Source organism: Glaciecola nitratireducens FR1064 (assembly GCF_000226565.1).
Taxonomy (GTDB): Bacteria; Pseudomonadota; Gammaproteobacteria; order Enterobacterales; family Alteromonadaceae; genus Glaciecola; species Glaciecola nitratireducens.
In genome coordinates this window covers 3865398-3891320 of the sequence record NC_016041.1, presented here as the reverse complement: position 1 = coordinate 3891320, position 25923 = coordinate 3865398, and the positions used below count along the sequence as shown (strand labels likewise).

Sequence of the window (25923 nt, the reverse complement as noted above, 5' to 3'; positions counted from 1 at the left end):
TTATTCTTCAGACGACGGAATGTCGATATCTAATGACAAAGCCTCATCGCCCCTTAGCACTTCCAATTGCAAAGACTGTGCTTCTCGTAGAACGTTTATTGCTTCTAATGACTGTGCTGGATCAGATAAATCTAATCCGTTTATTTGGGTAACAATGTCACCAGAGCGCAATCCGACATCACGAAAAAAGTCCGGCTGTTTGCCTGGTGAAACTTGATAACCAACCAACTGCCCATTGGAAGTGTGCGGTTTAATCGCAATGAAATCCGTAAAGCTAGTTGGGGATTGACTAATTTGTTCGCGCATCTCCCTAGCGCTGTCTGATGCTTCCTCGGGATCGAACTCTGGATCATTTTCAGACAATTTATATTCGTCGGCCGCTTGCGGTGAATTATATTGTGGTGTTAGCTGTCGTGCTTCTTGTTTGCGCGTTTGATTCGCTTCATCGTAATCAATGCCATCTAGCATCAAAGTTTCGCGGGTGAGGCTATTTTTAATAATTACACGGTCTATGTACAGTTCATCCAAGGTTACATTAGTTCCGTCTATTTTATCACCTACGCCATAAGTATTCTGTTTCCCATTGTTTTCTACAATGGCTGCCCCCACTTTAGGATCAGCGCTTGAAACAACGCCTGTTAGCGTGAGATTCAATTTGGTTTCGGGTGCGTCGGTAACCTCAGCTTTGACGGTGGTCAGGGGTTTTGCTTCCGGGTTGCCAAATAAATTGAGTTTGATGAGGGGCGATATGTCTACACGAGATGTTGACTTAGACGCTTGCGTGTTAGAGTTGTTAAATGAACTAGATAGCAAGGTTTCAGGCTGAGGAATAATTTGCCACGTAAGCTTAGCTGCAAATGCAATGAGATACAGCGAGAGCAACACAACAATCAACATGATGATTTTGTTTTGGTGCTGCCTATACATTCTCGCCGCGGGTTGCAATGATAAATTGGTGACTGTCATTTTCTCAGTAATATTATTATTATGAACTTCATCGGCACCCATCATATCTAGTCATTACGGTGTGGACAATAGCAAAGAGCATAAGTGATACGATTTTTATAATTAAACGGCGCAATTCTAAAAGTTAAGTTGTAAACAAAAGACAATGAAAAAACAAAAAAGTGCAAATACGAATAAAAAAAGTGCTGGGCAAAGTAAAGCGGGTAAGACCGAGCACGACGCAAACGATGTGCGAATTGATAAGTGGCTTTGGGCTGCTCGCTTCTGTAAAACGCGTGCCATTGCTAGAGAATTGGTCCAATCGGGTAAGGTTCAGTATAATAAGCAGCGTTGTAAACCGAGCAAAGTTGTTGAGCTTGATGCAATAATTCAAGTACCAGCAGGCTTTGACCAAAAAACGGTAGTCGTCAAAGACGTTATTGGGCAACGTAGAAGCGCCCAATTAGCACAACTTCTGTATGAAGAGACAAGTGAGAGCCTTGCACTTCGTGAAAAAAATGCAGCGGCCAGAAAATTAAGTATTTTTCATAGCCCAAGACCAGACGGCAGGCCTGATAAGAAACAGCGCCGACAAATTATTCAATTTAAGCATCAATAGATGTTTTACTAGTTAAAGAAGAGATTTATGACCGTTGAGAAAGACCAATTAGATAGATTTTTATTTGAAGACCGCAATGTTCGCGGGGAAGTCGTTAAATTGCATGATAGCTATCAGGGCATTTTGGACTCATATGATTACCCTCCTATTATTCAAGATTTGCTGGGCGAATTGATGGTGGCAGCATGCTTGTTAACCGCTACGCTAAAATTTGAAGGTGAAGTGTCGCTGCAAATTCAAAGCGAAGGCTTGGTAAAATACGTCGTAATTAATGGCACGCACGATCAAAAACTGCGTGGTGTTGCAAGATGGAACGAAGAATTTAAATTACCGTCTAGTTTTTCTGAGTTGTTTAGAAAAGGTTATTTGGCTATTACACTCGCCCCGAAAGACGGTGAACGTTATCAAGGTATTGTCGCGCTAGACAAACCTACTTTAGCCGAATGCTTAGAAGACTATTTTTTACAGTCAGAGCAATTGCTGACAAAAGTGAGTTTGCGCACTCAGCGTGACAACACTAGCAATGTTGCTGGTGGTATGTTACTGCAAGTCGTGCCTGAAAATAGTGAAACTTCTCAGTCTCATGAAAATCCTGATTTTGACCATTTGGGTCACTTGATGAATACGCTGAAAAATGAAGAATTATTTAGTTTACCAACGGCAGAAGTCTTGCACCGTTTGTATCACGAAGAAAAAATTCGTTTGTTCGACGCTCAGCCAGTAACGTTTAAATGTGACTGTTCAAAAGAGCGCAGCGCAATTGCCTTACAAAACGTATCAAAAGCTGATTTGCTGGAAATAGTAGCAGAGGAAGGCGCGGTTGTGATGAACTGCCAATTCTGCCATCAAGAATATCGTTTTGACGCTATCGATGTTGAAAATATTCATGCAGACAACGTGGTTGCTGACCAAAAAATACACTAAGGTCTGTTTTGTATTGGATTCCTTTGAACTTTGCTGTTGGAGTTTTAAACTGCAGAGCGCAACAAGCTCTAGTGTCAATGGATGTACGTTGCTAAGATTCTAAATCACTTGTTATCTCTAAAGGAGAAGGGCTATTCCTGCTGCAAATTTACTCACGTTATTGGACGATATAGCGACTGTATTAGATGACGTCGCGATTTTGTCAAAAGTGGCGGCAAAAAAAACAGCCGGCGTGTTGGGTGACGATTTAGCCTTAAATGCAGAACAAGTTTCTGGCGTGAAAGCAGACCGCGAGCTTCCGGTGGTTTGGGCTGTTGCGAAGGGCTCTTTTCTTAATAAGTTGATTTTAGTACCTAGCGCTTTGGTAATTAGCTTTTTTGCGCCATGGATGGTCATGTACCTGCTGATTATCGGCGGCTTATATTTGTGCTTTGAAGGCGTTGAGAAGTTACTTCACAAGTTCATTGTTAGTAAGCAAGAAGATGAGCAAGCGCATGCAGAAAAGCTAAAAGCCTTAGCTGACCCTTCAATTAATTTAGCCGATATCGAAAAAGACAAAATCAAAGGCGCGATCCGCACGGACTTTGTGCTGAGCGCTGAGATAATCGTCATTATTTTAGGCACCGTTGCTGCTGAACCTTTCACGACACAAATAACGGTGTTGTCGTTGATGAGCATTATTTTCACGATAGGTGTTTACGGCTTTGTCGCACTGATTGTAAAAATTGATGATTTGGGGCTTTATCTGCTGCGTAAATCAGTGTCAGGAAGCTTTGATAAACTGCAGCGTTTTACCGGTCGCGCTCTACTGAGATTCGCCCCTATTCTAATGAAAACGCTAGCAGTAGTCGGCACCGCTGCAATGTTCCTTGTCGGCGGCGGCATCATTGCCCACGGCGTACCGTTTTTACATCATTTTGTTGAGCACTCAGTTGATGTGGTGTCAGTCTTCCCAACCGTTGGCACCATAGCGGGCTCGCTTACAGGGATTGCCTTGAACGGCGTTATTGGCATAGCAGCCGGTTTGCTAACCCTGGTAACCCTAACCACCGCCCGCAAAATAAAAGGGGCCCTTGTTAATTAATTTTAGGTGCTGTAGGGAAGGGTGAAACCGGCCGAGAGGCCGCCGGAGGCTTGGTTGGTGAAGAGCATTTTGCCGCCGTGGCTTTCGACGATACGTTTAGTGATTGCGAGGCCGAGTCCTGAGCCAACTGAGCCGCGGGCCTTGTCACCTTGTGCAAAGGGTGAGAATAATACTGGAATTTCTGATTCTGGAATGCCCTTACCATAGTCACGTACATTACAAATTAGTGATTTTGAATGATGGTCAACTTTGGTAATAATACAGATGTCGGCGCTGCCGTAGCGAAAGGCATTTTCGATTAAGTTATCCAATACACGTTTAATGCCAATAACGCGTAACTTTGCATTCGGTAACGGCGCAAGTTGCAGTTCAATATGGTGTCCCTGCTCGAGCAATCTTCCCTTAATTAACTCTTTAATGACGTTGTTCAAATCAACGTTTTCAGATGCCTCTTGCTGATCTTGTCTGGCGTAATCAATAAATTGGTCAATGATGGCATTCATGTCTTCGATATCATGCTCGATACCGTCTTTTACCCATGCTTGGTCTTCTGGCAGCATTTCACTAGCTAAACGAATACGGGTTAGCGGCGTACGCAGGTCGTGTGATATCCCTGCAGTCATTAGTACTCGATCACTTTCTAGTTGATGAATACCCTGCGACATCTTATTGAAGGCATTGGTTACCGCCACCATTTCACTACTTCCTTCAAGTGGCAGTGGCTCTGGAAATTGTCCCTTACCTACTTTGCGTGCTGCTTTTTGCAGCGCTTGCAGTGGCCTGTTTAACCGTCTCACAAATAACCACCCCCCCGCGACGCTCAAGATACTGATAACAATGAGGTAGATGGTGAGTGGCGAAAAGTCGCTCTCTTCCATACCCTGCATTGGAATAGATATCCAAATATTCGGATCTTGCGGTGGACGTATCCAAATTAAGTAATTCACGCCACCAGAGGTTCTAACATCAGTTTTGCCGCCAAGTTGCTTTGAGATGTCAACGGACAAAGTCTTATAGTAAGTCGCATCGCGCAAACCTGCATGCATAGCTGATTCTATCGTATGAAAACGCGTGCCGGTGGTTTCCATAAATTTTTCATGCAGCGGATTTTCAGGAGAATTCAGGCCTTGCAAAAATATCTGCTCAACCTGTGTGGCAATGAGTGAGTTTATTTGTTGATAGCTAGGACGAATAAAATAATTAATGACAGATAAATAAGTCACAATTTGGTTGATCAGCAGTAAACCCGCTATTAACACGACCGTTTGGCCAAAGGTGCTTTTAGGAAGAAATCTCACTTGGATTAAGCGTCTACTGCACCGTCGGGTACAAATACGTAGCCTAAGCCCCAAACCGTCTGAATGTAGCGTGGGTTAGCAGGGTCTTCTTCTAGCATTCTGCGCAGTCGAGAAACCTGAACGTCGATGCTTCTCTCAAGTGCACTGTAATCTCTACCACGCGCCAAATTCATTAATTTATCGCGAGAAAGTGGCTCGCGAGCGTGCGTGACCAGTGATTTTAACACTGCAAATTCACCGCTGGTGAGTGTTAAGGGCTTGCCATTGTCGGACATTTCTCGGGTGGCTAAATTAAGTTTATAACTACCAAAGGAAACAACTTGTTCGGATTGCGAGGGTGCTCCTGGGGCCTCTGTTGTTTTACGACGCAAAACAGCTTTTGCTCTAGCCAATAACTCTCTTGGGTTAAAGGGCTTTGGCAAATAGTCATCAGCGCCCATTTCAAGGCCAATAATGCGATCTACTTCATCGCCTTTTGCAGTAAGCATAATAATGGGAATTTGATTTTCTTGTTGACGTAAGCGTCTGCAAATAGACAGACCGTCTTCATCAGGAAGCATAAGGTCTAAGACCATTAAATGAAAATTTTCGCGTTCCAATAAGCGGTCCATTTGTTCACCGTTGGCGGCTGTGCGGACTTGGTAGCCCTGCTCTACTAAATACCGCTCTAGCAATGAACGTAAACGCATATCGTCATCAACAACCAGAATTTTCGAGGTTTCCTGTCCCATGAATATCACTCAACTCTTTATTTATTAAAGCACACTATATGTCATCAGTGCCGAAGTCGGAAGAGGGGATGTGTCGATGATTGTTACAAATAATGTCAGATTCACAAATGTGCGTAATGAACGCCTATCGGATACTAAGAAAATAACAAAGTGACTGAATTTTTGACAAAAAAAACCGCCGATAAACGGCGGTACAACTAATCCACGCAATCAACGAATTAGCTGTTTTTTCTTCACTACCTTTACAAGATAGCATTTCGCCGATTTTATTCAATAGTTAAGAACAGAAAAAGATTAAATTTTAAGCTAACTTGTTGTCCGAATACGCTTTTTATTTTAGCAATTTTTTTACCACTATTTGTTCTCTGCTAACCAATCCATTTGGTAACCTGCCCGCCGCTTTTGGTCGAGTAGCTCTTCAATCAGTGGTGTTAAAATTAACTCCATTGCTAAGCCCATTTTTCCGCCGGGTACAACAATGGTATTGATACGTGACATAAATGCACCGTCAATCATTTTAAGCAGGTAAGGATAGTCGACGCTTTTCATTTCACGGCGGAAACGCACCACAACAAAACTTTCATCTTGTGTCGGGATTTCGCGTGCACTGAAGGGGTTAGAGGTATCAACAGTAGGCACTCGCTGAAAGTTGACGTGAGTGCGTGAAAATTGCGGTGTAATATAGTGAAAGTAGTCGTCTAGGCTGCGCACGATGCTGCTCATCACAGCGTCACGTGAGTGGCCTCTATCAGTGGTATCGCGCACAATTTTCTGGATCCACTCCAAGTTCACAATGGGCACCATTCCCACTAGTAAGTCTACGTGAGAAGCAACATCGGCCTCATCGGTTTTAACACCGCCATGCAATCCTTCGTAAAATAATAAATCGGTATTTTCAGGAAGGTCTTGCCAAGGGGTGAAGGTACCGGGCATTTGGTTGAACGGCACCGCTTCGTCGAAAGTATGCAGGTATTGTCTATGCTGACCTTTGCCTGTCGCGCCATATTCAGTAAATAGTTTTGCGAGTAACTCAAAATCGTTAGCGTGAGGGCCAAAGTAGCTTATGTGTCGCCCCTGTTCCTGCGCTTTGCGTATTTCCACTTCCATTTCTGGCCGTGTAAAGCGATGAAAGCTATCACCGCCAACAGAGGCTGAATCTACCTTCAGGTTGCGAAATATGTGCCTGATAGCATTAGTCGTTGTCGTTGTTCCAGCGCCGGATGAACCGGTAATTGCAATAATGGGATGTTTTACAGACATAGGCTTCTAGGGTAATTGAATTACCCTAGTTATAAGCAACCAAACACAAGCGGTCAAGGTGTTTCTCAGTTCTCGGTGTTTTCTCGAGCAATAGCGCGATAAGCAATGTCGGTTCTAAACATCACACCTTGCCAGTCAATAGCATCAACCAAAGCATAGGCATTTTGCTGTGCTTCAGTAACTGTTTTACCTAAACCTGTTGCACATAAAACGCGTCCGCCGTTGGTAAGCACTTTATCACCATCTATTTTGGTGCCTGCATGGAATACTTTTCCCGGTAATGCTGCAGCATCATCTAGGCCATGTATTTCATCGCCTTTCGGATAAGCGCCAGGGTAGCCTTCTGCAGCGAGCACAACACCTACAGCTGCACGATCATCGAATTTTATGTCTGCGGTATCGAGTTTTTGCTCACACGCTAGCATGCACAAATTGACCAAGTCAGATTGCAAACGCATCATTATGGGTTGAGTTTCGGGATCACCAAAGCGGCAGTTATATTCTATTACTTTTGGCGTGCCGGAAGCATCAATCATTAAACCTGCATATAAGAAGCCAGAATAGGGATGACCTTCACTAGCCATGCCAGTGACTGTCGGTTCGATAACTTCTTTCATTACGCGCTCGAATATCTCCGGAGTCACAACGGGCGCCGGAGAATAGGCACCCATACCGCCGGTGTTAGGCCCTTGGTCTTTGTTATAAGCGCGTTTATGATCTTGGCTAGTTGCAAATGGGAGGATATTTTTACCGTCTACCATGACGATAAAACTAGCTTCTTCGCCATCCAAAAACTCTTCAATGACCACGCGACTTCCAGCGTCCCCAAAAGCATTACCAGCAAGCATATCTTTAATTGCATCTTCAGCCTGACGCAAGGTCATGGCTACAATAACGCCTTTACCAGCCGCGAGCCCATCGGCTTTAACAACAATTGGAGCACCCTTTTCGCGCACATACGCCAAGGCAGGCTCTATCTCAGTAAAGTTTGCATAGTCGCCGGTTGGAATTTTATGCCGAGCTAAGAAGTCTTTCGTAAATGCTTTTGAGCCTTCTAGTTGGGCTGCAGCTTTCGATGGTCCAAAAATAGCGAGCTTATGGGATTGAAATAAATCGACAATTCCTGAAACAAGCGGAGCTTCGGGACCAACAATAGTGAGACCGATTTGCTCTGATAAGGCAAAGTCGAGCAGTGCTTGATTATCTTCAGCCGCTATCGCAACGTTTGTAAGTTTAGGTTCAAGTGCTGTCCCTGCATTGCCAGGTGCAACAAAAACATCGGTAACCAATGTCGATTCTGCTGCTTTAAACGCCAACGCATGCTCTCTACCACCACCACCGATAACCAATACTTTCATTTGCTTTCTCTATTAATCTGAATGTTGTTAACTTGGGCTAGACGAGATTTTTCAAAATATAATAATGAATCACCAAGCCTTCCCATCGAATCACTTTCTTACCGAGCTCGGGTTTATATTAAACATTAGCAGTTTGCACTAATGCCTAAAGTGTCTCATGCCCGTGAATACCATCGCAATACCATGTTCGTTAGCCGCAGCGATAACTTCGTTGTCACGCATTGAGCCACCTGGTTGAATAACGGCTTTAATACCTGCCGCAGCTGCTGCATCAATGCCATCTCGGAATGGGAAGAAGGCGTCAGACGCCATTACGCAGCCTTCAACCTGAAGGCCTTCATCAGCTGCTTTTATACCGGCTACTTTTGCTGAGTAAACACGGCTCATTTGACCGGCACCTACGCCAATAGTCATACCGTCGCGGCAATACACAATAGCGTTTGATTTTACGTACTTTGCGACTTTCCATGTAAAGAGTAAGTCGTCTAATTGCTTCTCAGTTGGCTGCACTTCTGTGACTACGGTCAAGTCCTCTTTTTCGACCATGCCGAAGTCTCTTTCTTGCACCAATAGACCACCATTAACACGTTTAAAATCGTAACCTTCGGTTAATTGCCCGCGCCAATCACCACAAACAAGAAGGCGAACGTTTTGTTTTGCCGACACAACTTTTTGTGCTTCAGCGCTTACAGACGGCGCAATAATGACTTCGACGAATTGACGATCGATAATCGCTTGCGCTGTTTTTGCATCAAGTTCGCGGTTAAACGCAATAATACCTCCGAATGCAGATGTAGGGTCTGTCTTATAAGCGTTGTCATAGGCCAAATAAATATCGTCGGCAATCGACACGCCACATGGGTTTGCATGCTTTACAATAACACAGGCCGGTTCTTCAAATTCTTTCACGCACTCAAGCGCCGAGTCGGTGTCGGCAATATTGTTGAAAGATAATTCTTTACCCTGTAGCTGAACGGCAGTTGCAACTGAGGCTTCTTGTATTTGGTTTTCAACATAGAAAGCCGCTTCTTGATGACTATTTTCGCCGTAGCGAAGATCTTGCTTTTTAGTCATTTGAAGATTGAATGTGCGCGGGAACTCACTGTGATCATGTCCACATTCGTCCTCGCATGATTGACTTACAGCTTCAATTTTAGCGCCGAAATAATTGGCAATCATGCCGTCATATTCTGCAGTATGTTCGAATGCTTTGATAGCTAAATCGAAACGCGTAGCGAAAGTCACGCTGCCACCATTGTCATGCATTTCCTGCATTACTTTAGCGTAATCGTTAGCATTTACTACGATAGTCACATCGTTATGATTTTTCGCTGCAGCGCGCACCATGGTTGGTCCGCCAATATCGATATTTTCAACGGCGTCTTCAATGCTGCAATCAGGGGTAGCAACAGTCGCTGCAAATGGATACAGATTAACCACCACTAAATCGATAGGCGCAATATTCTGTTCCTGCATTACCGCTTGGTCTAAATCGCGACGGCCTAAAATACCACCGTGAATTTTTGGGTGTAATGTCTTTACGCGACCATCCATGATTTCTGCTTGGCCTGTGTGCTCAGACACATCTTTAACAGGTATGCCGTTTTCTCTCAATAATTTGGCTGTGCCGCCAGTTGAGAGGAGCTCTACGCCTTGGTCAGCCAATGCTGATGCGAAGTCGATGATACCAGTTTTGTCAGAAACGCTTAATAAGGCTCGTTGGATAGGTTTAGCTTTTTGCATTATATTCTCTAAGGTTATTGGCTTTAGGGCTAACAAATTGAGGGATTTAACAATCTTTGGATGGGCGCAGATTATACTCAGTTTTGCTGTTTTTAGCATCAAAAATATTGGTTGATGTGGCTGAATTTAATACCTTGCGCTCCGATCACCTTGTTATACTGAGATTAACACGATGCCAAATAGCCTATGCATTTTGGTACGAATAAAATTATTAAAATAGTATTGCTATACCAAAGGACATCTCTATGAGAAATAAACCGTACTTGTTAGTTTCGATGTTAACCCTTGCTGCCGTTGGCTTAAGCGGCTGTGCAAATATGAATCAAGCGCAGTGCGAAACTGCTAACTGGCAAGCAATTGGTTATGAAGATGGTGTTGCAGGAGTTCGCGATTCACAGTTTTCACAGCACCGTCAAGAGTGCGCAGCGCACGGCGTGACTGCCAATATTGATGATTATTTAAGGGGCCATAATGAAGGCTCCCAAAAGTATTGCACTCGAAGTAACGGCTTTTTTCTTGGTATGAAAGGGCAAAGTTATAATAGAAACTGTCCTGAAGAACTGGTTCCTCTATTTTTAAACGGCTTAACTGATGGTAAACAGATTTATTCTGCGCGACGTGAATTGGATTCTAAAGATGATGCCTTGGAGCGTCTTTATGCGAGGATAGAAAATTTTGAAGAAACCATTGCGGATAAAAACAATGAGATGATTGCTGATGGGCTGCTGCGCTCTGAAAGGCTTGAAATTCGTCAGCAAATTGAGTCTTTAGAACTCGAGATGCTAGGGTTGATTGAGCTTATTCCGGAATATCAAGATGAGCAAGCACAGGCTGTTCAAAAATACGAGAGTGTGAAGGAGACGTTTGCTAACTATTTTTAATAGTTAACGTTGCTACCAATCTATTATAAGCGGTAAATAAGGTAGTTCAGTAAGCCAGACTTGCACTTCTTGCCTGAGCTTAAATGAGAGATTAAAAAAGCCGATATATAATATTTAAAGTTCTCGTCGAAGTTTATGTCTAATTCTCGGGGCAATTTAAATTACATATCGGCTTTCGTTTTGAATGAGGTCAAACTTAACCATTAATATTCGAACTAAAGGATAGCCTAAAGCGCCAATACCATAGTTAGCGTTTAATTAGTTCATTCCATACTGTTTTAGCTTTTTACGCAAAGTACCACGGTTGATGCCCATCAAGTTGGCAGCTCTCGTTTGGTTACCACGAGTGTATGTCATTACTTCTTCCAACAACGGCGCTTCAATTTCCGCTAGAACTAAGTCATACAAGTTATCAATGTCTTGATTGTCTAATTCCTTTAGATACTTATTAACCGCTTGCTTTACAGAAGCTCTAAGTGGTTTTTGAGTTTGTGCTTGAGTCGGTGTTGTAACCGTTGTTGTAAACGGTGATGTTAAGTTTTGATCGAACATAATACTTTTACTGCTCTTATTGATTGAAAAATTATGCTGCAGGTGAAATAGACAAATTGTCTTGATCTGACAGCGACGAAAAATAAGCGATTAAGGCCTCAATTTGGTTTTCACCATCCTCGATAGCATTAAATGCGCGACGAAAGCGTTTATCAGAGTCATATTTATCAACGTACCAACCAACATGTTTTCTAGCAATACGTACTCCCATAGTATCGCCATAAAATTGCTGAACATTTTGAACATGCTGTGTAAGCACCTCTAATTTTTCAGCGATTGATGGTTCTGATAAATACTCGCCGGTACTCAAAAAATAACTAATTTGACGAAAAATCCAAGGGTTGCCTTGGGCTCCTCTGCCAATCATTATTCCATCTGCACCGGTATATCTGAGAACTTCTTTCGCGTCATCAACGGACAATATATCTCCGTTAGCGATGACTGGAATACTGATAGTCTCTTTGATCTTTTTGATCGTATCGTATTCCGCATTCCCTTTATACATACAGGCTCGCGTTCTTCCATGTACTGCCAGTGACTGGATCCCATTAGCCTCAGCAATTTGAGCAATCTGGACACCATTTCTGTTATCAGTGTCCCATCCTGTACGGATTTTTAACGTGACCGGCACTTGCACTGCGTCTACTACCGCTTTCACGATAGATTCAACCAATTCAGGTTGTTGCAGCAGTGCAGAACCTGCCAACTTTTTATTCACTTTTTTAGCCGGGCAACCCATGTTGATATCGATGATTTGCGCACCATTCTCAACATTAAACTGCGCCGCTTGAGCCATTAAGTGAGGCTCCGAACCAGCGATTTGAACCGAGCGAACACCCGATTCTCCTTCATGATTCATTCTCAGTTGCGATTTCACCGTATTCCATACTTTCGGATTACTCGAGAGCATTTCGGACACAACTAATCCTGCACCCATTTTTTTACACAACTGCCTAAATGGCCTGTCAGTCACTCCAGCCATTGGAGCAAGCATCAAATTGTTATCTAAGATGTAAGGACCAATTTTCACTTCATACTCCTATCTTTCTGCGCGCCCTAACTGATGCGAATACCGCAGAATTGCTGTGCAACTGGTCTGACTTGAATTGCAAGGGGCGCCATATTACTTATTTTTTGTACAAATAAAAAGCAAAAATTGTATAAAATGGTCAAAAAAACAGCTTGCAAAAAAATATTATGATTCACGTCAACTAGTTAAGTAGTGAGGCCGCGGTGAAATTTTTCTGCGCTGCAGCTCAGGAAAAATCTGCTCTTGGCAGATTAAGAACTATTTCTCTCCTGCGCCTGTTTTATTTTTCTGCGCACTTAGGCGAACCCATTCACCCTCTACTTCTACTGCTTCAAAAGTAAACTGCTTTGCATAGTGGGACATTACTTCATCAGCTTGTTCGACCAAAATACCAGACATAATGAGTTGCCCGTTGTCTGCACAATAGTTTGATATCACAGCACTTAATTCTTTTAGAGGGGCAGCTAAAATATTCGCCATTACAATGTCAGCTTTTAATTCTGGCTGGTTGGCGGGTAAAAATACGGATAGCCTATCTTCTACTTTGTTGCGAGTTGCATTGTCTATAGTTGCTTCTAATGCCTGTGGGTCAATGTCAATGCCAATGACCTTTGCCGCATCTAATTTGAGCGCCGCAATGGCCAATATGCCAGAACCGCAGCCAAAATCGACGACGGTTTTTCCTTCTACATCGGCTTTGTCTAACCACTGTAAACATAATGATGTTGTTGGATGAGTACCCGTTCCGAAAGCTAAACCTGGGTCGAGCAATATATTAACCGCATTAGGGTCAGGAGCGTCCAACCAACTCGGACAAATCCAAAGACGTTCGCCAAACTGCATTGGATGAAAACTTTCCATCCACTCACGTACCCAATCTTTGTCTTCCAATTGATCGACAACATGAACAAAATCTTTACCAAGGGCTTTGGCTTTTTCTAAGCGCTTAATAACGAAGCTTAGGTCGTCAGCTGCGTCGAACAAGCCCACAACTTGTGTGTCTGGCCACAGCATGATTTCGCCGGGTTTAGGCTCGTACATGGGAGTGTCTTTAGCATCGACAAAAGTAACCGCTAAGGCTTTATTTGCTGTAAGCATGTCGCCGACCGCTTCCGCATGTTCCGCTTTTACGTTGATTTTAAGCTGCTGCCAAGCCATTTTCTACCCTTTATTCATGGTTAAGACTTTGTTGATATCTACCTCGCTGCATGGATTATAGCAAGCGTATTGCCTGGTTGTTCAGCGAAGGGGGGGAATATACATCATATGGGCTGTAGGGCAAAACCTCTTATTAGTATTTTTAACAATAAGAGGTAGGCGTGAACCATTTATTAGGTTTGGGAGTTTTTCTTACTAATGTAAGGTACAGGTCGAGCGATAAGATACATTGCGACAGCGATAACTAATGCAACCACTCCGATGGAGAGTACACTTTTGCCAACAAAATCGAATTGTTGCAGTGCAAATGTAACAATGAAGACTGAAACTAAACCAATGAGCGCGGCCGTTAACATTTGTAGAAAACTACCAAAAGCGCACTCTTTCTTGCATAAGTGGCAAGTTATTACGCCTTTTAGTAGAACATCCTTGTTATTCATTGCTGCTTTGCAATGAGGACATGAATACTTCATAAACTGTCTCCTTTGTACTGTTCGCGATAAATGACCTACATGTCAATCCTTGATAGGTTTTTTTGTCGATGGCACTATTTTCGAAATGTAGCAGAGAGACGGTTTGTTGAACAGTTAAGACAGTATTCGGTTTGGTACCGATTTATTTTAGCGGATACTTAAAGAAGTAAGAGCAATGAATGTGTCATTGCTCACTCATCATGTTGCCACAAGAGCCCTATTTGTTTTTGGCTTCAATAGCTTCAATTTCAGCCCAGATAGCTTCAGCTTCAGCCGTTATCATGGAGTATGTTTTAATATCCCCTTTGCGCTGCGCTTGCATGGCTTGTTCTAGTTTTGTGTCATAAGTTTTACGTAATTTCTTGCTAGGGTTAGATTTAAATAGGCCGAACATATTTTTCTCCAATGGGTGTCATTTGATAGTATATACGCACGCTTGGTCTTTTAGCGCATTTCTTTATTCTATTTAATAAAACGCTCAATCTTTCTTTGTTGTTCACTTTTGAGAAGCGCGATGTCGCTGTGCAAGACTTTTTCAATGACGCAAAGTTGTTCGAACTGTTTGTTGAACTCATCGCTTTGTTGCATTGCCTTGATGCGTAACCTTAAACTAGTCAAAATCTCAGTGTTCTCACTATGCCCATTCTCAGCATTAAGCGCATCATTTTCGTCAGAAGCGTCTATTAAAAATAAACACTCCTGCTGACTAATCTGCTTTAGCCCCAGTTTGCTAAGCCTTTTTTTACAAAAAACAATCCATTCGTCTTGATAGCTTGCGGTTAGCCTCTCGGGAAAGAAGGGCAAGTCCTCTATGTCTTTTTTAAGATTGACGATGTCGTTGGCTTCGTCTAATAGGTAGCGAAAAACAAAAAGGTTGCGCAGGTTCAAATCAGTGTTTATTGAATTGTATAGACCCGAAACTTCAATTTTCGTTAGTACACTCTGAATTGTTTTAGATTTTTCGCTCATTTGGCTCTCACTGATCTAGGTTCCGCTCATTCGAACTTCTATGCTGTTTCGACTGCGATGGGTAGTCTTGAAGGTTTTAGTACGCTAGTCATATAGATTTGATCAAGAGTATTTTTGTAACGTGGAGTTAACTACGCAGCTTGCAAATGACAATGCCCTGTATGAAATTTGTAAAATAAAGAATTTGAAACAAAAACGCCCAGATACCATTGGATAAACTGGGCGTTTAGTAATGTCCGAGCTAAATTAACTTAGCCATCATCCATTTTAGCTTACTTAGATAAACCTAATTTTTTCTCTAAGTAGTGAATGTTGGTGCCACCATTAAAAAAGTTTTCGTCTGCCATAATCAGTTGTTGTAGCGGCACGTTGGTTTTTATTCCCTCAATTACTAGCTCGCTCAAGGCGTGACGCATTTTAGCAATAGCTTCATCGCGACTGTCGCCATAAGTAATCAGCTTACCTATCATCGAGTCGTAATATGGAGGAACGGTGTAACCAGTGTATATATGAGACTCCCAACGAACGCCCAAGCCACCAGGGGCGTGGAACATAGTTATTTTTCCAGCACAAGGAATAAACGTTTTTGGGTCTTCAGCGTTAATACGACATTCAATGGCGTGACCACGCACCTGCACTTGTGACTGCTCGATAGACAAGGGTTGGCCTGCAGCTATGCGCAACTGCTCTTTAATCAAATCAACGCCTGTAATCATTTCTGACACAGGATGTTCAACCTGAATACGCGTATTCATTTCAATGAAGTAAAACTCACCATTTTCATACAAGAACTCAAACGTACCTGCACCGCGATAGTTAATTTCAATACAGGCCCGTCTGCAGCGTTCCCCGATTTTCTCACGCATTTGCGCAGAAATACCAGGTGCGGGTGCTTCTTCTACTACTTTTTGATGACGGCGCTGCATGGAGCAATCACGTTCACCTAAATGAATTGCGTTCCCTTGACCATCAGCAAGTACTTGAATTTCAATATGGCGTGGGTTTTCAAGGAATTTTTCCATGTAAACTACATCATTATTGAAAGCCGCGCCCGCTTCAGCCTTGGTCATAGCAATCGATTCTTCTAGTTCAGCTTCGCTACGCACTACTCGCATGCCGCGACCACCACCACCGCCAGCCGCTTTCACGATCATTGGGTAACCAATGCGTTTTGCGATAGTTTTGTTCTTTTCGATATCATCACTTAATGGGCCGTCAGAGCCTGGAACGCATGGAACCCCAGCTTTGCGCATTGCAGCAATGGCTGATACTTTGTCACCCATCAAACTGATGGTCTCAGCAGTGGGCCCGATAAAAACAAAACCACTCTTTTCTACTGCTTCAGCAAATTCAGCACTTTCAGCTAAAAAGCCATAGCCAGGATGAATAGCTACCGAGTTTGTCACTTCAGCCGCGGCAATGAGTCGTGGAATGTTGAGGTAGCTCTCGTTAGCAGCGGGCTTACCGATACAGATTGATTCATCTGCCAGTAATACGTGTTTCAAATTGCGGTCAGCAGTAGAGTGCACTGCCACCGTTTTTATGCCGAGCTCTTTGCAGGCGCGCATAATACGCAGTGCAATTTCGCCTCTATTGGCTATGAGTACTTTATCAAGCATAGTTGCCGCCTTATTCGATAACGAACATCGGTTGATCGAACTCAACAGGTTCTTGGTTATCCACTAGGATCTCTTTTACCACACCTGCTTTATCAGCTTCGATTTGGTTCATCATTTTCATCGCTTCAACGATGCATAGGGTGTCGCCTACATTTACACTTTGGCCAATTTCAACGAAGGCTTTTGACTCAGGAGAAGAGGAGCGATAAAAAGTGCCAACCATTGGCGACTTCACCACATGTCCTGTTTGCGCCGGAGCGGCAGTTTCAACAACTGCAGCCGCAGGAGCTTGCGCAGCAGGAGCATGCATCATTGGCGCTTGCATCATTTGAGGTGCGTATTGAACTGATGAAGAAGAGCCCCCACGATGAATGCGTACTGATTCTTCACCCTCAGTAATTTCAAGTTCAGATATGCCTGATTCTTCAACAAGCTCGATAAGTTTTTTTATTTTTCTAATGTCCATACTCTGTCTCTTTTTATAAATTGATAGTTGTGTGACGAGCCCTTTTTTAACTGGGCTAGTTTTATTATTTGTTTCTCAACTTGGTTATTAGTGCATCTAAGGCAAATTTGTAGCCCTGTTCACCCAAGCCAACAATCACGCCTAATGCAATATCTGAAAAATAGGAGTGGTGGCGAAAGCTTTCGCGCTGATGCACGTTTGAAAGATGCACTTCAATGAACGGAATATTCACCGCCAGTAAAGCATCTCTGAGGGCCACGCTGGTATGGGTGAAGGCTGCCGGATTAATGATTATACCGTCAATCGCTTGGTTAGATTCTGAGCTCTCTAGCAGTACCGATTGAATACGGGCAATAAGCTCGTGCTCTGCATTTGATTGAAAGTGAAAAAGCATCGCATCCCGGCTATTCGCATAGTCAGTTAGCTCATTTAATATAGTGTCTAACGTTTTTGAACCATATATTTCAGGCTCGCGCTTTCCTAGCAAGTTCAGGTTGGGTCCATTTAAAACTAAAATATTCATTAAAATGCTTATATTTTCGGTGAACAAGTCGTTAAGTTGACTTTATTTTGACATCTTAGTTCCTAAAGTGCCAACAAGCAGTCAATTACTTCAAAAAATTGTTCTTAAATTCTCTAATAAGTGAAATATACACAGATCGCTACAAAGATTCAGTAAATTACTGGTCTAATCAGCGAAGTTAGCCGTATATTTTCGCACATGTTTGAGCCTTGGCCCACACCTGAAGATAGGAATGAATGCTTTAGCTTACTTAGAGAGTACAAATCATTCTTTAGGCTGCGTTATAAAGAGTTATTGAGTTTTTATACGTATGTAATACTATAGTCTAAATGGAACAAGGTTTGGTTATAGTTTCTCAAGAAGAAATGCAATCTGTTTACTCGGCTACAGTACGTTAAAGAACCAGTAAACCCCAGCCCTATGGAAAAGTACTTCAATAAACTACAATGCGACAGCAGCTAAATCATCTGTGTGCATTCGACGTTAAAGTTTAATTTATCTAAGGCTGTCAGGAGATTTGTCATTACTATACCCAGTGACTTTGATACTAAATTTAAAGCGGAACTGAAAATTATAATCAGGCTTTGGGCAGATGCGCGTAAGCAACAAAGCGTGGCGCTGTTGGAACCTTTGCGTGTTTGTGTTGAAGAACTCAATGAGTCTGTGTCTGACTTAGCTCTGCCTTCCTTGCAGAGCATACTGTCTAGGATCACCAAAGCGTGCTCAGACATTCTCTGTGAAAAAGAAAATTTTGGCCAAGTAGCTACTGAGGTTGATCAGTTGCTTAGTCAACTTATCTCTAGCACTCAAAAAGTATCTAACCCCCTGCTAATTGAAACTAGCGCCGCTGTTAGCGACGGAGCGGTGGAGCAAAACTTGAGTCTTGCCGCAAAGCAAAACAGACGAATGAGCATTGCTATTGTTGACGATGAAAAGGTCTCGGGAATGGCGCTTGCGGAATTGGTTTCGGAATTTAATTTTAATGTTGAATATTTTGAAAGCATAGGGGAGCTCAAGAAAAAGCAGCCTAAGCGTCAGTTTGATTTAGTATTGTTAGACATCTTGATGCCTGAAGTATCAACTGCACAAGTATTCGAGTTTGCTGCTGAGTTAACTCATCTAGGCACTAAAGTCATTTCTCACTCAGGACTATTTAATTTTGAAATGCGCTTGGCAGCGGTCCGCGCAGGTGTCGTCGACTTTATTGTAAAACCGACATCGATATTAGGCGTTATTGAAAAAATAAATCGTGTTTTGAATCTACAAAAAGCACGCGATTATCGAATCGTGTTTATCGATGATCACAAATTGATGGGTGAGTTTTATCAGACACTTTTGGAAGACGCTCAGTGTGAGGTTTACTTCATGGATTCAGTCGAACAAATGTTCTCTTGCTTAGATGATATTTACCCAGATTTGTTTCTTTTAGATATGAATATGCCAGGAGTGAGCGGGCTCGATGCAGCAAAAATGATCCGTCAGCAGAAGCAGTTCGATTTTACTCCCATCGTATTTTTAACGGGTGATGAACAGCTAGAGACTAAATTGGCTGCTTTGCAAGGTGGAGCCGAAGATGTTATTTCAAAAAGCACCCCCCCTGCTCTAGTTATCGATCTTTTGCTTACTCGATTAAAACGCTCATTGGGTGTTCGAGAGTTCGTATCAAAAGATAGCTTAACCGGTTTGCTGAATCACGGGCAAATTATGGAAGCGGCGATGAACAGCTTTCGTTTGGCCCATCGTCAGAAGAGTAATGCCTCTATCGCAATGTTAGATCTTGATCATTTTAAGAGTGTGAACGATACCTATGGTCATGCTGCTGGAGATAAAGTTTTAAGCGGGCTAGGGCAACTGTTATCGCGTTCTTTACGCACAACTGACTACATTGGTCGTTATGGTGGTGAAGAATTCATGATTGTCTTAGTGGGTGCTAGTCCAGAAGAATCTGTTGAAAAACTCAATGCCATTAAAGACGCATTCGCTGCAATCGACTTTGAATTTAAGGACACAGTATTTCGTGCTACTTTTAGCATTGGTTTAGCTGATTTAGCAGAAAACGACAGCTTGCCGCATGCAATCAATCAGGCGGACCAAGCCCTATATGCATCTAAGGTAGGTGGTCGTAATAAGATAAGCATTTTTAAAGAGTAGAGTGCTGCATCTGTGGTTACAAGATGTTAGCTGTCAGTTTCGCTGCGATCTGACTGAGGTTTTATTTATTTGTATTCACGCTGACTTATACAATATTGAAAAGGCGATCGAAATTAGCTATCTGTAAAATGTCTTTCGCACTGTCTTTTGCTCCTTTAATTTTCACGGGCACGTTTTTACTCTTAGCTTTCTTTTGAAACATCACCATCATGCCTAGAGCTGAACTGTCTAAATACCCCACGCGACTAAAGTCCAAAGTAATTTCAGTCACACTTTCGTCAGCCAGTCTTGCTTGGTATTGCTCAGTAAATTCACTGTGATACCCAAAATCGAATCGCTCTGGAAGTTGTAAGGTTTTTTCGCTCATGGTGGTCTCGTTATATACGTTCGGCGCTGTAACTAGTGCGAATGATGATTCACTATAGATAAGTTATTGCGCCGAAATTAACAATTTTTAGCCCTGATTTAGCAATTGTTCAACATGCTTTGCAAAGGGTTCTGCTTTCATGAAGCCCGTAACTCGTCCTCTGGGTAACTCATAACCATTCTTATCAAAGAAAAGTATCGTGGGTAATCCCGTAATATTAAATTGCTCTTGAAACTCAAGTCCTTCTGGCGTGTTGTCAGTAAGATCAATCTGCATCCAGACTGTGTTTTCAAGCGCCTTGATTACTTGGGGATCCGGGAAAGTGCGAGATTCAAACTCTTTGCAGGCAACGCACCAATCTGCGTATAAGTCGACCATAACTGACTTTCCGTCAGCGCTAGCTGCAGCAACCTTGCCATAAAGGTCTTCTAAGTTTTTTACGACCATGAACTCGGGGTGGCCTTTTGTATTAATGTCATATTGAGAACTTTGCACCTGCGCGGTAGATCCTAAAAGTGAGAAACTGTGCAAACCAAGTTTTGCAGTGCTATTCATACCAGCAATAATAGACAGCACCAAGCCGACCATAATTACCAGCGTACGGACGCCTTTAAGAAAGGTTGTTTTAGAGTCAAGGTTTACCACAAACCAATAGCTAAACAAGGCTAAACCAAGAGCAACCCAAAGCAACATTGTCCAGTCAGCAATAATGAATCGCTCAACAAACAGAATGGCCACACTGAGCATCATGAAACCGAAACTTGCTTTCACAACATTCATCCATTGGCCCGCTTTTGGTAGTAATTTACCGCCTGTCATGCCAAACAATATCAGCGGAATACCCATACCAATGCTCAACGCATAAAGAGCAGTGAAGCCTAGCGTCAGGTCACCGCTTTGTGCGATGACCAGCAGAATTGCCGTTAACGGCGCAGTAGTGCACGGAGATGCAACTAAACCTGAGATAACGCCCATAATGAATACGCCGATGGGGTTACCTGCTTTTTGGCTGTTGCTTACGCCATTTAGTTTTTCTTGCCATTTTGACGGCAATTGAATTTCATATCCGCCAAACATAGCAATTGCTAATGCGACGAACAAAATGATGAAGATGATTAGTATCGTCGGCGATTGCAATGCTGCTTGAAATTGCACGCCAGCAGAGGCAACCACTAAGCCCAATAGAGAATAGGTTATCGCCATTCCTTGTACGTATACAAACGAGAGGAAGAAGGCCCTTGATGTGGTTAATTTGTTTTTTCCTGCGCCAACGATAATGCTAGAGAGGATTGGGTACATTGGAAATACGCAGGGTGTGAATGCAAGACCGAGCCCTAGTAAAACGAAGAGACCTAATGTGATTAGAAAGCTGTCGTTTGATAGCAGACGATCCGCTAGTTGGAACTGTTCAGACTGTGGAGCTGAGTTATTATCTGCTGAGGATCCATTTGCATTAGCAGCAGTTAAAACGGGCTCTCCAACGGCATTTAAATAAATAACCTTAGTGGTTGGCGGATAACATAAACCCGCTGTCGCGCAGCCTTGAAAACGGAGTTTGACCGCGGCGTCTTGCTTTGCCCAGACAATTTGATATTCAACGGTCATATCTTCAAAAAAGACATCAGAAATACCAAAGAATTCATCTTCAATTTGCGTAGCAGCTGGATAAACTGGCTCGCTTAATTCGCCGTTATTTATGACTGTTTTGAATTGTTTTTTATAAAGGTAATAGCCATCTTCAATGTCCCAATTGACGATGAGTTTTCCGTCTACCTGCTCAAATGAAAATCCAAAGGCTTCTTCTACTTTTACGAATGTCGGTTGTTCATCAAATAAATCTTGTAAGGAATCTTTGCTGTCAGATTTATTAATCTTGCTAGCATCATCAAACGGATTGGACTCACCTTCTTGTATTGGATTGTTCATTGCTACGGCGGTCAGATAAATATCGTTTTGCTTTGGCGGATAGCATAGTCCCGCTTCTGCACAGCCTTGAAATCTTACTTTAATAACCGCATCCGCATCTGCTTTTATTATCGGATAAACGACTTCAATATCTTGTTTAAACACTTCAGATAAACCAAAGTATTCATCTTCAATTTCGCTTGCTTCTGGGTAAATTGGTTCGCCTAAAAGTGCACCATCGGCTTCAATGCTGAACTGCTTCTTATATAAATAATACCCTTCTGCCACGTCCCATTTTACGATGAGTTGATTGCCCGATTGTTCAAAATCCATTTGAAACGCTTGATCTACTTTTAGAAAGCTCGGCATGTCTTGAAATAGAGTTTGAGGTGATACATCAATTTGGGCTTTGCATGCTTGCGGATAGGCAATGAGAACAGCCATTGCGACTAGCGCCCACGATCTAAGTGACATTTTAAATTGCTGAAAAAACTTCATAAAACGGTATAACCTCTTATCCAAGTGGGTGCAGTATGTATTGTAATGGCCGTTGCATGCAACAAGACCTGCGGTAACCTTATCTTCTTTCATATACGTTTGACTATTTTTACTCGTTGTACAGAGCAAATCGACTTACTCTTGAAATAAGCTCGTTAGCCCAAACATAGTAATGATATTAGAAGTTTATTAAAAGAAACTTAAGACACTACTTAAGACACTAGGAGACGGCATGTTTGGTCGCTTATTTTTACTTTTTGCAATACTGCCTATTCTCGAGATTATGTTGCTGCTGAATGTGAGTGACAATATTGGTGGCTGGAATACTTTCGCAATAGTGCTTATCACCGCTTTTTTCGGCGCTTATTTTGTGCGCAGGGAGGGCGCGAATACGCTGCGTGATGTGCAACTGAAAATGGCAGAAGGTCAACTGCCGGGGAAAGAACTCAGTGAAGGCTTATTGTTACTGGTAGCAGGTGTGCTGCTAGTCACTCCCGGTTTTATCACAGACATTGTCGGCTTACTTTTTACTATCCCCTTCACCCGCGCACCCATTGCTGCAGCTTTGGTTAAGTCATTTATGAAGTCGGGCAATGTACAAGGCGGGTTTACATTTCATCAGCAGGGCTTCAATGCTAATACTTCCTCAGGATTTACTCAAAATAACGACGATGGCAGTGTATTTGATGCCGAGTATGAAGATAGAACCAATGCATCAAAAACAAGCGAGGAAACACCCGCTATTGATAGTAAAGATGACAGAAAATCTGAGGAGCCTGAGTCTATATCTTCTTCAAATACGCAAAGTAAAAAAGATACAGCAGAGAGCGATGAAGAAAAAAATCGTCCAAATTGATATTTTTTTATAAAAAGCCCTTGAGTTATTTAGGGACAACCCCATTTTACACGCAATCCAGATACTAATAGCAGCAAAGCTGCTAAAAAATCGCGGCTGCTTATTCAGTAATAAGTAGTTGTTTCACTTAAACCAAAACATTGGAATTTTCAGGAGATTTGAAAATGGCAATTCGTCCTTTACACGACCGCGTCATCATTAAACGCGAAGAGCAAGAAAGTAAATCAGCCGGTGGCATCGTATTAACGGGTTCCGCTGCTGAAAAATCAACTCGCGGCAAAGTAATTGCAGTGGGCAATGGTCGCGTTTTAGACAACGGCGACGTTAAAGCACTAGACGTAAAGGTAGGTGACATGGTCATCTTTAGTGACGGCTACGGCGTAAAAACTGAAAAATTAGACGGCGAAGAAGTTCTTATCCTTAGCGAAAGCGATATTTTGGCAATTGTTGAATAAGAAATCACTGCACAATAGTCCAGTTTTAATTATTAACGTTTAATTCGAACTGTTTGTTCCGGTGAGTTTTGTCCCGACTAAAACAAACAGTTGATAGCAATAAATTTAGAGGAAATTAATCATGGCAGCAAAAGAAGTACGTTTCGGTATTGATGCTCGCAATAAAATGCTAAATGGCGTAAACATTCTAGCAAATGCAGTTAAAGTTACTTTAGGCCCAAAAGGTCGTAACGTTATTTTAGAAAAGTCTTTTGGTTCTCCAACCATTACTAAAGATGGTGTGTCAGTTGCGAAAGAAATCGAATTAGAAGATAGATTCGAAAACATGGGCGCACAGATGGTAAAAGAAGTTGCGTCTAAAGCAAATGACGAAGCTGGTGACGGCACAACAACAGCCACTGTTTTAGCGCAAGCTATCGTAGTAGAAGGTTTGAAATCAGTTGCTGCTGGTATGAACCCAATGGATCTTAAGCGCGGCATCGACAAAGCGGTTATCGCAGCTGTTGCAGAGCTCAAAAAGCTTTCTACAGAATGTGCTGACAGTAAAGCAATTGCACAAGTAGGTACTATTTCTGCTAACTCTGACGAAATTGTTGGTCAAATCATTGCTGAAGCAATGGAAAAAGTCGGCAAAGAAGGCGTTATTACCGTTGAAGAAGGCCAAGCACTTCATAACGAATTAGACGTTGTTGAAGGTATGCAGTTTGACCGCGGTTACCTCTCTCCTTACTTCATGAACAACCAAGAGAACGGTACGGTAGAACTTGATGCACCGTATATTCTATTAGTAGACAAAAAAGTCACCAACATTCGTGAGTTGTTGCCTACGCTTGAAGCTGTAGCGAAAGCATCTAAGCCATTGCTTCTGATTGCTGAAGACGTTGAAGGCGAAGCGCTAGCAACTTTAGTTGTTAACAACATGCGCGGAATCGTTAAAATTGCTGCTGTTAAGGCACCTGGCTTTGGCGACCGTCGTAAAGCAATGCTGCAAGACATCGCTACACTAACTGGCGGTACGGTTATTTCTGAAGAAATCGGCTTAGAGCTTGAAAAAGTTCAGCTTGAAGACTTAGGTACAGCAAAACGTGTTGTGATCACTAAAGATAATACAACGATTGTTGACGGTGCTGGCGATCAAGAAAGCATCGAAGGTCGTTGTAACCAAATTCGTGCACAAATTGAAGATTCGTCTTCAGACTACGACAAAGAAAAGCTTCAAGAGCGTTTAGCTAAATTAGCAGGCGGTGTTGCGGTAATTAAAGTAGGTGCAGCGACTGAAGTTGAAATGAAAGAGAAAAAAGCACGCGTTGAAGATGCACTTCATGCAACACGCGCAGCCGTAGAAGAAGGTGTTGTGCCTGGTGGTGGTGTTGCATTAGTTCGTGCTGCAGCTGCGTTGGTTAATCTAACTGGCGATAACGAAGACCAAACCTTAGGTATTAAACTCGCACTACGTGCGATGGAAGCTCCTTTACGTCAAATCGCATCTAACGCTGGTGCTGAAGCTTCTGTTGTTACTAATGCTGTTAAAAATGGTGAAGGTAACTTCGGTTACAACGCTGCAAATGACACATACGGTGACATGCTAGAGATGGGTATTCTTGACCCAACTAAAGTAGCTCGTTCTGCATTACAGTTTGCAGCATCAATTGCTAGCTTAATGATCACAACCGAAGCAATGGTTGCTGAAGCGCCGAAAGAAGATGCTCCTGCTATGCCTGATATGGGCGGTATGGGTGGAATGGGCGGCATGATGTAAGCCAAAATATATTTTTAAGTTACTTATAAATTAATAGATTAAAATCTAAGTACACTTCAAAAATTATAGTAATCGAGGCACTAAGTTTAATCGCTTAGTGCTTTTTTTGTGCTTAATTGTTCGTAGTGAAGTCAAGAAAACATAAAGATTGTTCAACACAAAAAAAATGATTTTTCTCAATATATACCTGCAATGAACTTTCGGTAGCAATCGTTAAAATTAATAATAACATGGCCTGTTGCATAGAATAGCCTTATAGTTTATTTTATCACCAATTATTGTTGAATTATCGCTCAGTG

At 42.4% G+C, this 25923-nt stretch carries 25 protein-coding genes; 8 read left to right on the top strand and 17 right to left on the bottom strand.

Translation table 11 applies throughout. From position 1 onward, the window contains the following. Entirely contained in the window at positions 1-1008 is a 1008-nt protein-coding gene (gene gspC / locus GNIT_RS16410) for a type II secretion system protein GspC (protein WP_014110431.1), read from the bottom strand. 103 nt (positions 1009-1111) lie between these two features. On the opposite strand from gspC, the gene hslR reads away from it, so the two are divergent. The 3 genes from hslR to GNIT_RS16395 all read left to right on the top strand — a co-directional run bounded on the left by hslR (position 1112) and on the right by GNIT_RS16395 (position 3572). Continuing rightward, complete coding sequence (gene hslR, locus GNIT_RS16405) at positions 1112-1564, top strand: ribosome-associated heat shock protein Hsp15 (protein ID WP_014110430.1); 453 nt, start codon at positions 1112-1114, stop codon at positions 1562-1564. A gap of 27 nt (positions 1565-1591) precedes the next feature. After that, on the top strand, positions 1592-2488 hold the full coding sequence (gene hslO, locus GNIT_RS16400; RefSeq protein WP_014110429.1) for an Hsp33 family molecular chaperone HslO: 897 nt from the start codon (positions 1592-1594) through the stop codon (positions 2486-2488). A gap of 133 nt (positions 2489-2621) precedes the next feature. Further along, on the top strand, positions 2622-3572 hold the full coding sequence (locus GNIT_RS16395; protein WP_041246486.1) for a DUF808 domain-containing protein: 951 nt from the start codon (positions 2622-2624) through the stop codon (positions 3570-3572). A gap of 2 nt (positions 3573-3574) precedes the next feature. Here the strand turns inward: GNIT_RS16395 and envZ are convergent, their stop codons facing one another. From envZ to purH, 5 genes are all read right to left on the bottom strand, one after another. Next, entirely contained in the window at positions 3575-4870 is a 1296-nt protein-coding gene (gene envZ / locus GNIT_RS16390) for a two-component system sensor histidine kinase EnvZ (RefSeq protein ID WP_041246485.1), read from the bottom strand. A gap of 5 nt (positions 4871-4875) precedes the next feature. Next, on the bottom strand, positions 4876-5601 hold the full coding sequence (gene ompR / locus GNIT_RS16385; protein WP_014110426.1) for an osmolarity response regulator transcription factor OmpR: 726 nt from the start codon (positions 5599-5601) through the stop codon (positions 4876-4878). 354 nt (positions 5602-5955) lie between these two features. Continuing rightward, on the bottom strand, positions 5956-6861 hold the full coding sequence (locus GNIT_RS16380; protein WP_014110425.1) for a phosphoribulokinase: 906 nt from the start codon (positions 6859-6861) through the stop codon (positions 5956-5958). A 65-nt stretch (positions 6862-6926) separates the two neighbouring features. Then, entirely contained in the window at positions 6927-8219 is a 1293-nt protein-coding gene (purD, locus tag GNIT_RS16375) for a phosphoribosylamine--glycine ligase (protein WP_014110424.1), read from the bottom strand. A 138-nt stretch (positions 8220-8357) separates the two neighbouring features. Further along, entirely contained in the window at positions 8358-9962 is a 1605-nt protein-coding gene (gene purH / locus GNIT_RS16370) for a bifunctional phosphoribosylaminoimidazolecarboxamide formyltransferase/IMP cyclohydrolase (RefSeq protein ID WP_014110423.1), read from the bottom strand. Positions 9963-10207: 245 nt separating this feature from the next. Here purH and GNIT_RS16365 point away from each other — a divergent pair, with 245 nt between their 5' ends. Then, on the top strand, positions 10208-10843 hold the full coding sequence (locus GNIT_RS16365) for a DUF2799 domain-containing protein (RefSeq protein ID WP_014110421.1): 636 nt from the start codon (positions 10208-10210) through the stop codon (positions 10841-10843). A gap of 258 nt (positions 10844-11101) precedes the next feature. Here GNIT_RS16365 and fis read toward each other — a convergent pair whose 3' ends face one another. From fis to aroQ, 9 genes are all read right to left on the bottom strand, one after another. After that, on the bottom strand, positions 11102-11395 hold the full coding sequence (gene fis, locus GNIT_RS16360) for a DNA-binding transcriptional regulator Fis (RefSeq protein WP_014110420.1): 294 nt from the start codon (positions 11393-11395) through the stop codon (positions 11102-11104). 31 nt (positions 11396-11426) lie between these two features. Further along, the gene (dusB, locus tag GNIT_RS16355) at positions 11427-12425 is read right to left on the bottom strand and encodes a tRNA dihydrouridine synthase DusB (RefSeq protein ID WP_014110419.1); all 999 of its coding nucleotides are present in this window, start codon (positions 12423-12425) and stop codon (positions 11427-11429) included. Between the two features lie 258 nt (positions 12426-12683). After that, positions 12684-13583 carry a 50S ribosomal protein L11 methyltransferase gene (gene prmA / locus GNIT_RS16350; protein WP_014110417.1) on the bottom strand — a complete coding sequence of 300 codons (900 nt, stop codon included), beginning with the start codon at positions 13581-13583 and terminating at the stop codon, positions 12684-12686. A gap of 173 nt (positions 13584-13756) precedes the next feature. Next, complete coding sequence (locus GNIT_RS16345) at positions 13757-14056, bottom strand: hypothetical protein (protein WP_041246484.1); 300 nt, start codon at positions 14054-14056, stop codon at positions 13757-13759. A 217-nt stretch (positions 14057-14273) separates the two neighbouring features. Beyond that, positions 14274-14450, bottom strand: a complete 177-nt coding sequence (locus tag GNIT_RS18125; protein ID WP_014110415.1) for a DUF6435 family protein — start codon at positions 14448-14450, stop codon at positions 14274-14276. A gap of 68 nt (positions 14451-14518) precedes the next feature. Continuing rightward, positions 14519-15025 (bottom strand): hypothetical protein, encoded by a 507-nt coding sequence (locus GNIT_RS16340; protein ID WP_014110414.1) that lies wholly within the window; start codon positions 15023-15025, stop codon positions 14519-14521. A 272-nt stretch (positions 15026-15297) separates the two neighbouring features. Continuing rightward, a complete protein-coding gene (gene accC, locus GNIT_RS16335) occupies positions 15298-16644 on the bottom strand; it encodes an acetyl-CoA carboxylase biotin carboxylase subunit (protein ID WP_014110413.1) in 1347 nt (448 codons plus the stop codon). A 10-nt stretch (positions 16645-16654) separates the two neighbouring features. Continuing rightward, positions 16655-17110, bottom strand: a complete 456-nt coding sequence (accB, locus tag GNIT_RS16330; protein ID WP_014110412.1) for an acetyl-CoA carboxylase biotin carboxyl carrier protein — start codon at positions 17108-17110, stop codon at positions 16655-16657. Between the two features lie 64 nt (positions 17111-17174). Continuing rightward, complete coding sequence (aroQ, locus tag GNIT_RS16325) at positions 17175-17633, bottom strand: type II 3-dehydroquinate dehydratase (RefSeq protein WP_014110411.1); 459 nt, start codon at positions 17631-17633, stop codon at positions 17175-17177. A gap of 612 nt (positions 17634-18245) precedes the next feature. Between aroQ and GNIT_RS16320 the strand changes: the two genes are divergently transcribed. Beyond that, positions 18246-19784: a GGDEF domain-containing response regulator gene (locus tag GNIT_RS16320; RefSeq protein WP_014110410.1), complete on the top strand. Its 1539-nt coding sequence runs from the start codon at positions 18246-18248 to the stop codon at positions 19782-19784. A gap of 85 nt (positions 19785-19869) precedes the next feature. Here the strand turns inward: GNIT_RS16320 and GNIT_RS16315 are convergent, their stop codons facing one another. Next, complete coding sequence (locus GNIT_RS16315) at positions 19870-20151, bottom strand: STAS domain-containing protein (protein ID WP_014110408.1); 282 nt, start codon at positions 20149-20151, stop codon at positions 19870-19872. Positions 20152-20238: 87 nt separating this feature from the next. Further along, a complete protein-coding gene (gene dsbD / locus GNIT_RS16310) occupies positions 20239-22530 on the bottom strand; it encodes a protein-disulfide reductase DsbD (RefSeq protein WP_041246978.1) in 2292 nt (763 codons plus the stop codon). Between the two features lie 256 nt (positions 22531-22786). Between dsbD and GNIT_RS16305 the strand changes: the two genes are divergently transcribed. The 3 genes from GNIT_RS16305 to groL all read left to right on the top strand — a co-directional run bounded on the left by GNIT_RS16305 (position 22787) and on the right by groL (position 25624). Further along, the gene (locus GNIT_RS16305; protein ID WP_014110406.1) at positions 22787-23410 is read left to right on the top strand and encodes an FxsA family protein; all 624 of its coding nucleotides are present in this window, start codon (positions 22787-22789) and stop codon (positions 23408-23410) included. Between the two features lie 164 nt (positions 23411-23574). Beyond that, on the top strand, positions 23575-23865 hold the full coding sequence (locus tag GNIT_RS16300) for a co-chaperone GroES (RefSeq protein ID WP_014110405.1): 291 nt from the start codon (positions 23575-23577) through the stop codon (positions 23863-23865). 121 nt (positions 23866-23986) lie between these two features. Then, on the top strand, positions 23987-25624 hold the full coding sequence (gene groL / locus GNIT_RS16295) for a chaperonin GroEL (RefSeq protein ID WP_014110404.1): 1638 nt from the start codon (positions 23987-23989) through the stop codon (positions 25622-25624). Positions 25625-25923: the final 299 nt, after the last annotated feature.

Coding starts and splice junctions, on each gene's coding strand:
- gspC (WP_014110431.1), bottom strand. CDS start 1,008: ATGGGTGCCGATGAAGTTCATAATAATAATATTACTGAGAAAATGACA.
- hslR (WP_014110430.1), top strand. CDS start 1,112: ATGAAAAAACAAAAAAGTGCAAATACGAATAAAAAAAGTGCTGGGCAA.
- hslO (WP_014110429.1), top strand. CDS start 1,592: ATGACCGTTGAGAAAGACCAATTAGATAGATTTTTATTTGAAGACCGC.
- ompR (WP_014110426.1), bottom strand. CDS start 5,601: ATGGGACAGGAAACCTCGAAAATTCTGGTTGTTGATGACGATATGCGT.
- GNIT_RS16380 (WP_014110425.1), bottom strand. CDS start 6,861: ATGTCTGTAAAACATCCCATTATTGCAATTACCGGTTCATCCGGCGCT.
- purD (WP_014110424.1), bottom strand. CDS start 8,219: ATGAAAGTATTGGTTATCGGTGGTGGTGGTAGAGAGCATGCGTTGGCG.
- purH (WP_014110423.1), bottom strand. CDS start 9,962: ATGCAAAAAGCTAAACCTATCCAACGAGCCTTATTAAGCGTTTCTGAC.
- GNIT_RS16365 (WP_014110421.1), top strand. CDS start 10,208: ATGAGAAATAAACCGTACTTGTTAGTTTCGATGTTAACCCTTGCTGCC.
- fis (WP_014110420.1), bottom strand. CDS start 11,395: ATGTTCGATCAAAACTTAACATCACCGTTTACAACAACGGTTACAACA.
- prmA (WP_014110417.1), bottom strand. CDS start 13,583: ATGGCTTGGCAGCAGCTTAAAATCAACGTAAAAGCGGAACATGCGGAA.
- GNIT_RS16345 (WP_041246484.1), bottom strand. CDS start 14,056: ATGAAGTATTCATGTCCTCATTGCAAAGCAGCAATGAATAACAAGGAT.
- GNIT_RS18125 (WP_014110415.1), bottom strand. CDS start 14,450: ATGTTCGGCCTATTTAAATCTAACCCTAGCAAGAAATTACGTAAAACT.
- GNIT_RS16340 (WP_014110414.1), bottom strand. CDS start 15,025: ATGAGCGAAAAATCTAAAACAATTCAGAGTGTACTAACGAAAATTGAA.
- accC (WP_014110413.1), bottom strand. CDS start 16,644: ATGCTTGATAAAGTACTCATAGCCAATAGAGGCGAAATTGCACTGCGT.
- accB (WP_014110412.1), bottom strand. CDS start 17,110: ATGGACATTAGAAAAATAAAAAAACTTATCGAGCTTGTTGAAGAATCA.
- aroQ (WP_014110411.1), bottom strand. CDS start 17,633: ATGAATATTTTAGTTTTAAATGGACCCAACCTGAACTTGCTAGGAAAG.
- GNIT_RS16315 (WP_014110408.1), bottom strand. CDS start 20,151: ATGAGCGAAAAAACCTTACAACTTCCAGAGCGATTCGATTTTGGGTAT.
- dsbD (WP_041246978.1), bottom strand. CDS start 22,530: ATGTCACTTAGATCGTGGGCGCTAGTCGCAATGGCTGTTCTCATTGCC.
- GNIT_RS16305 (WP_014110406.1), top strand. CDS start 22,787: ATGTTTGGTCGCTTATTTTTACTTTTTGCAATACTGCCTATTCTCGAG.
- GNIT_RS16300 (WP_014110405.1), top strand. CDS start 23,575: ATGGCAATTCGTCCTTTACACGACCGCGTCATCATTAAACGCGAAGAG.
- groL (WP_014110404.1), top strand. CDS start 23,987: ATGGCAGCAAAAGAAGTACGTTTCGGTATTGATGCTCGCAATAAAATG.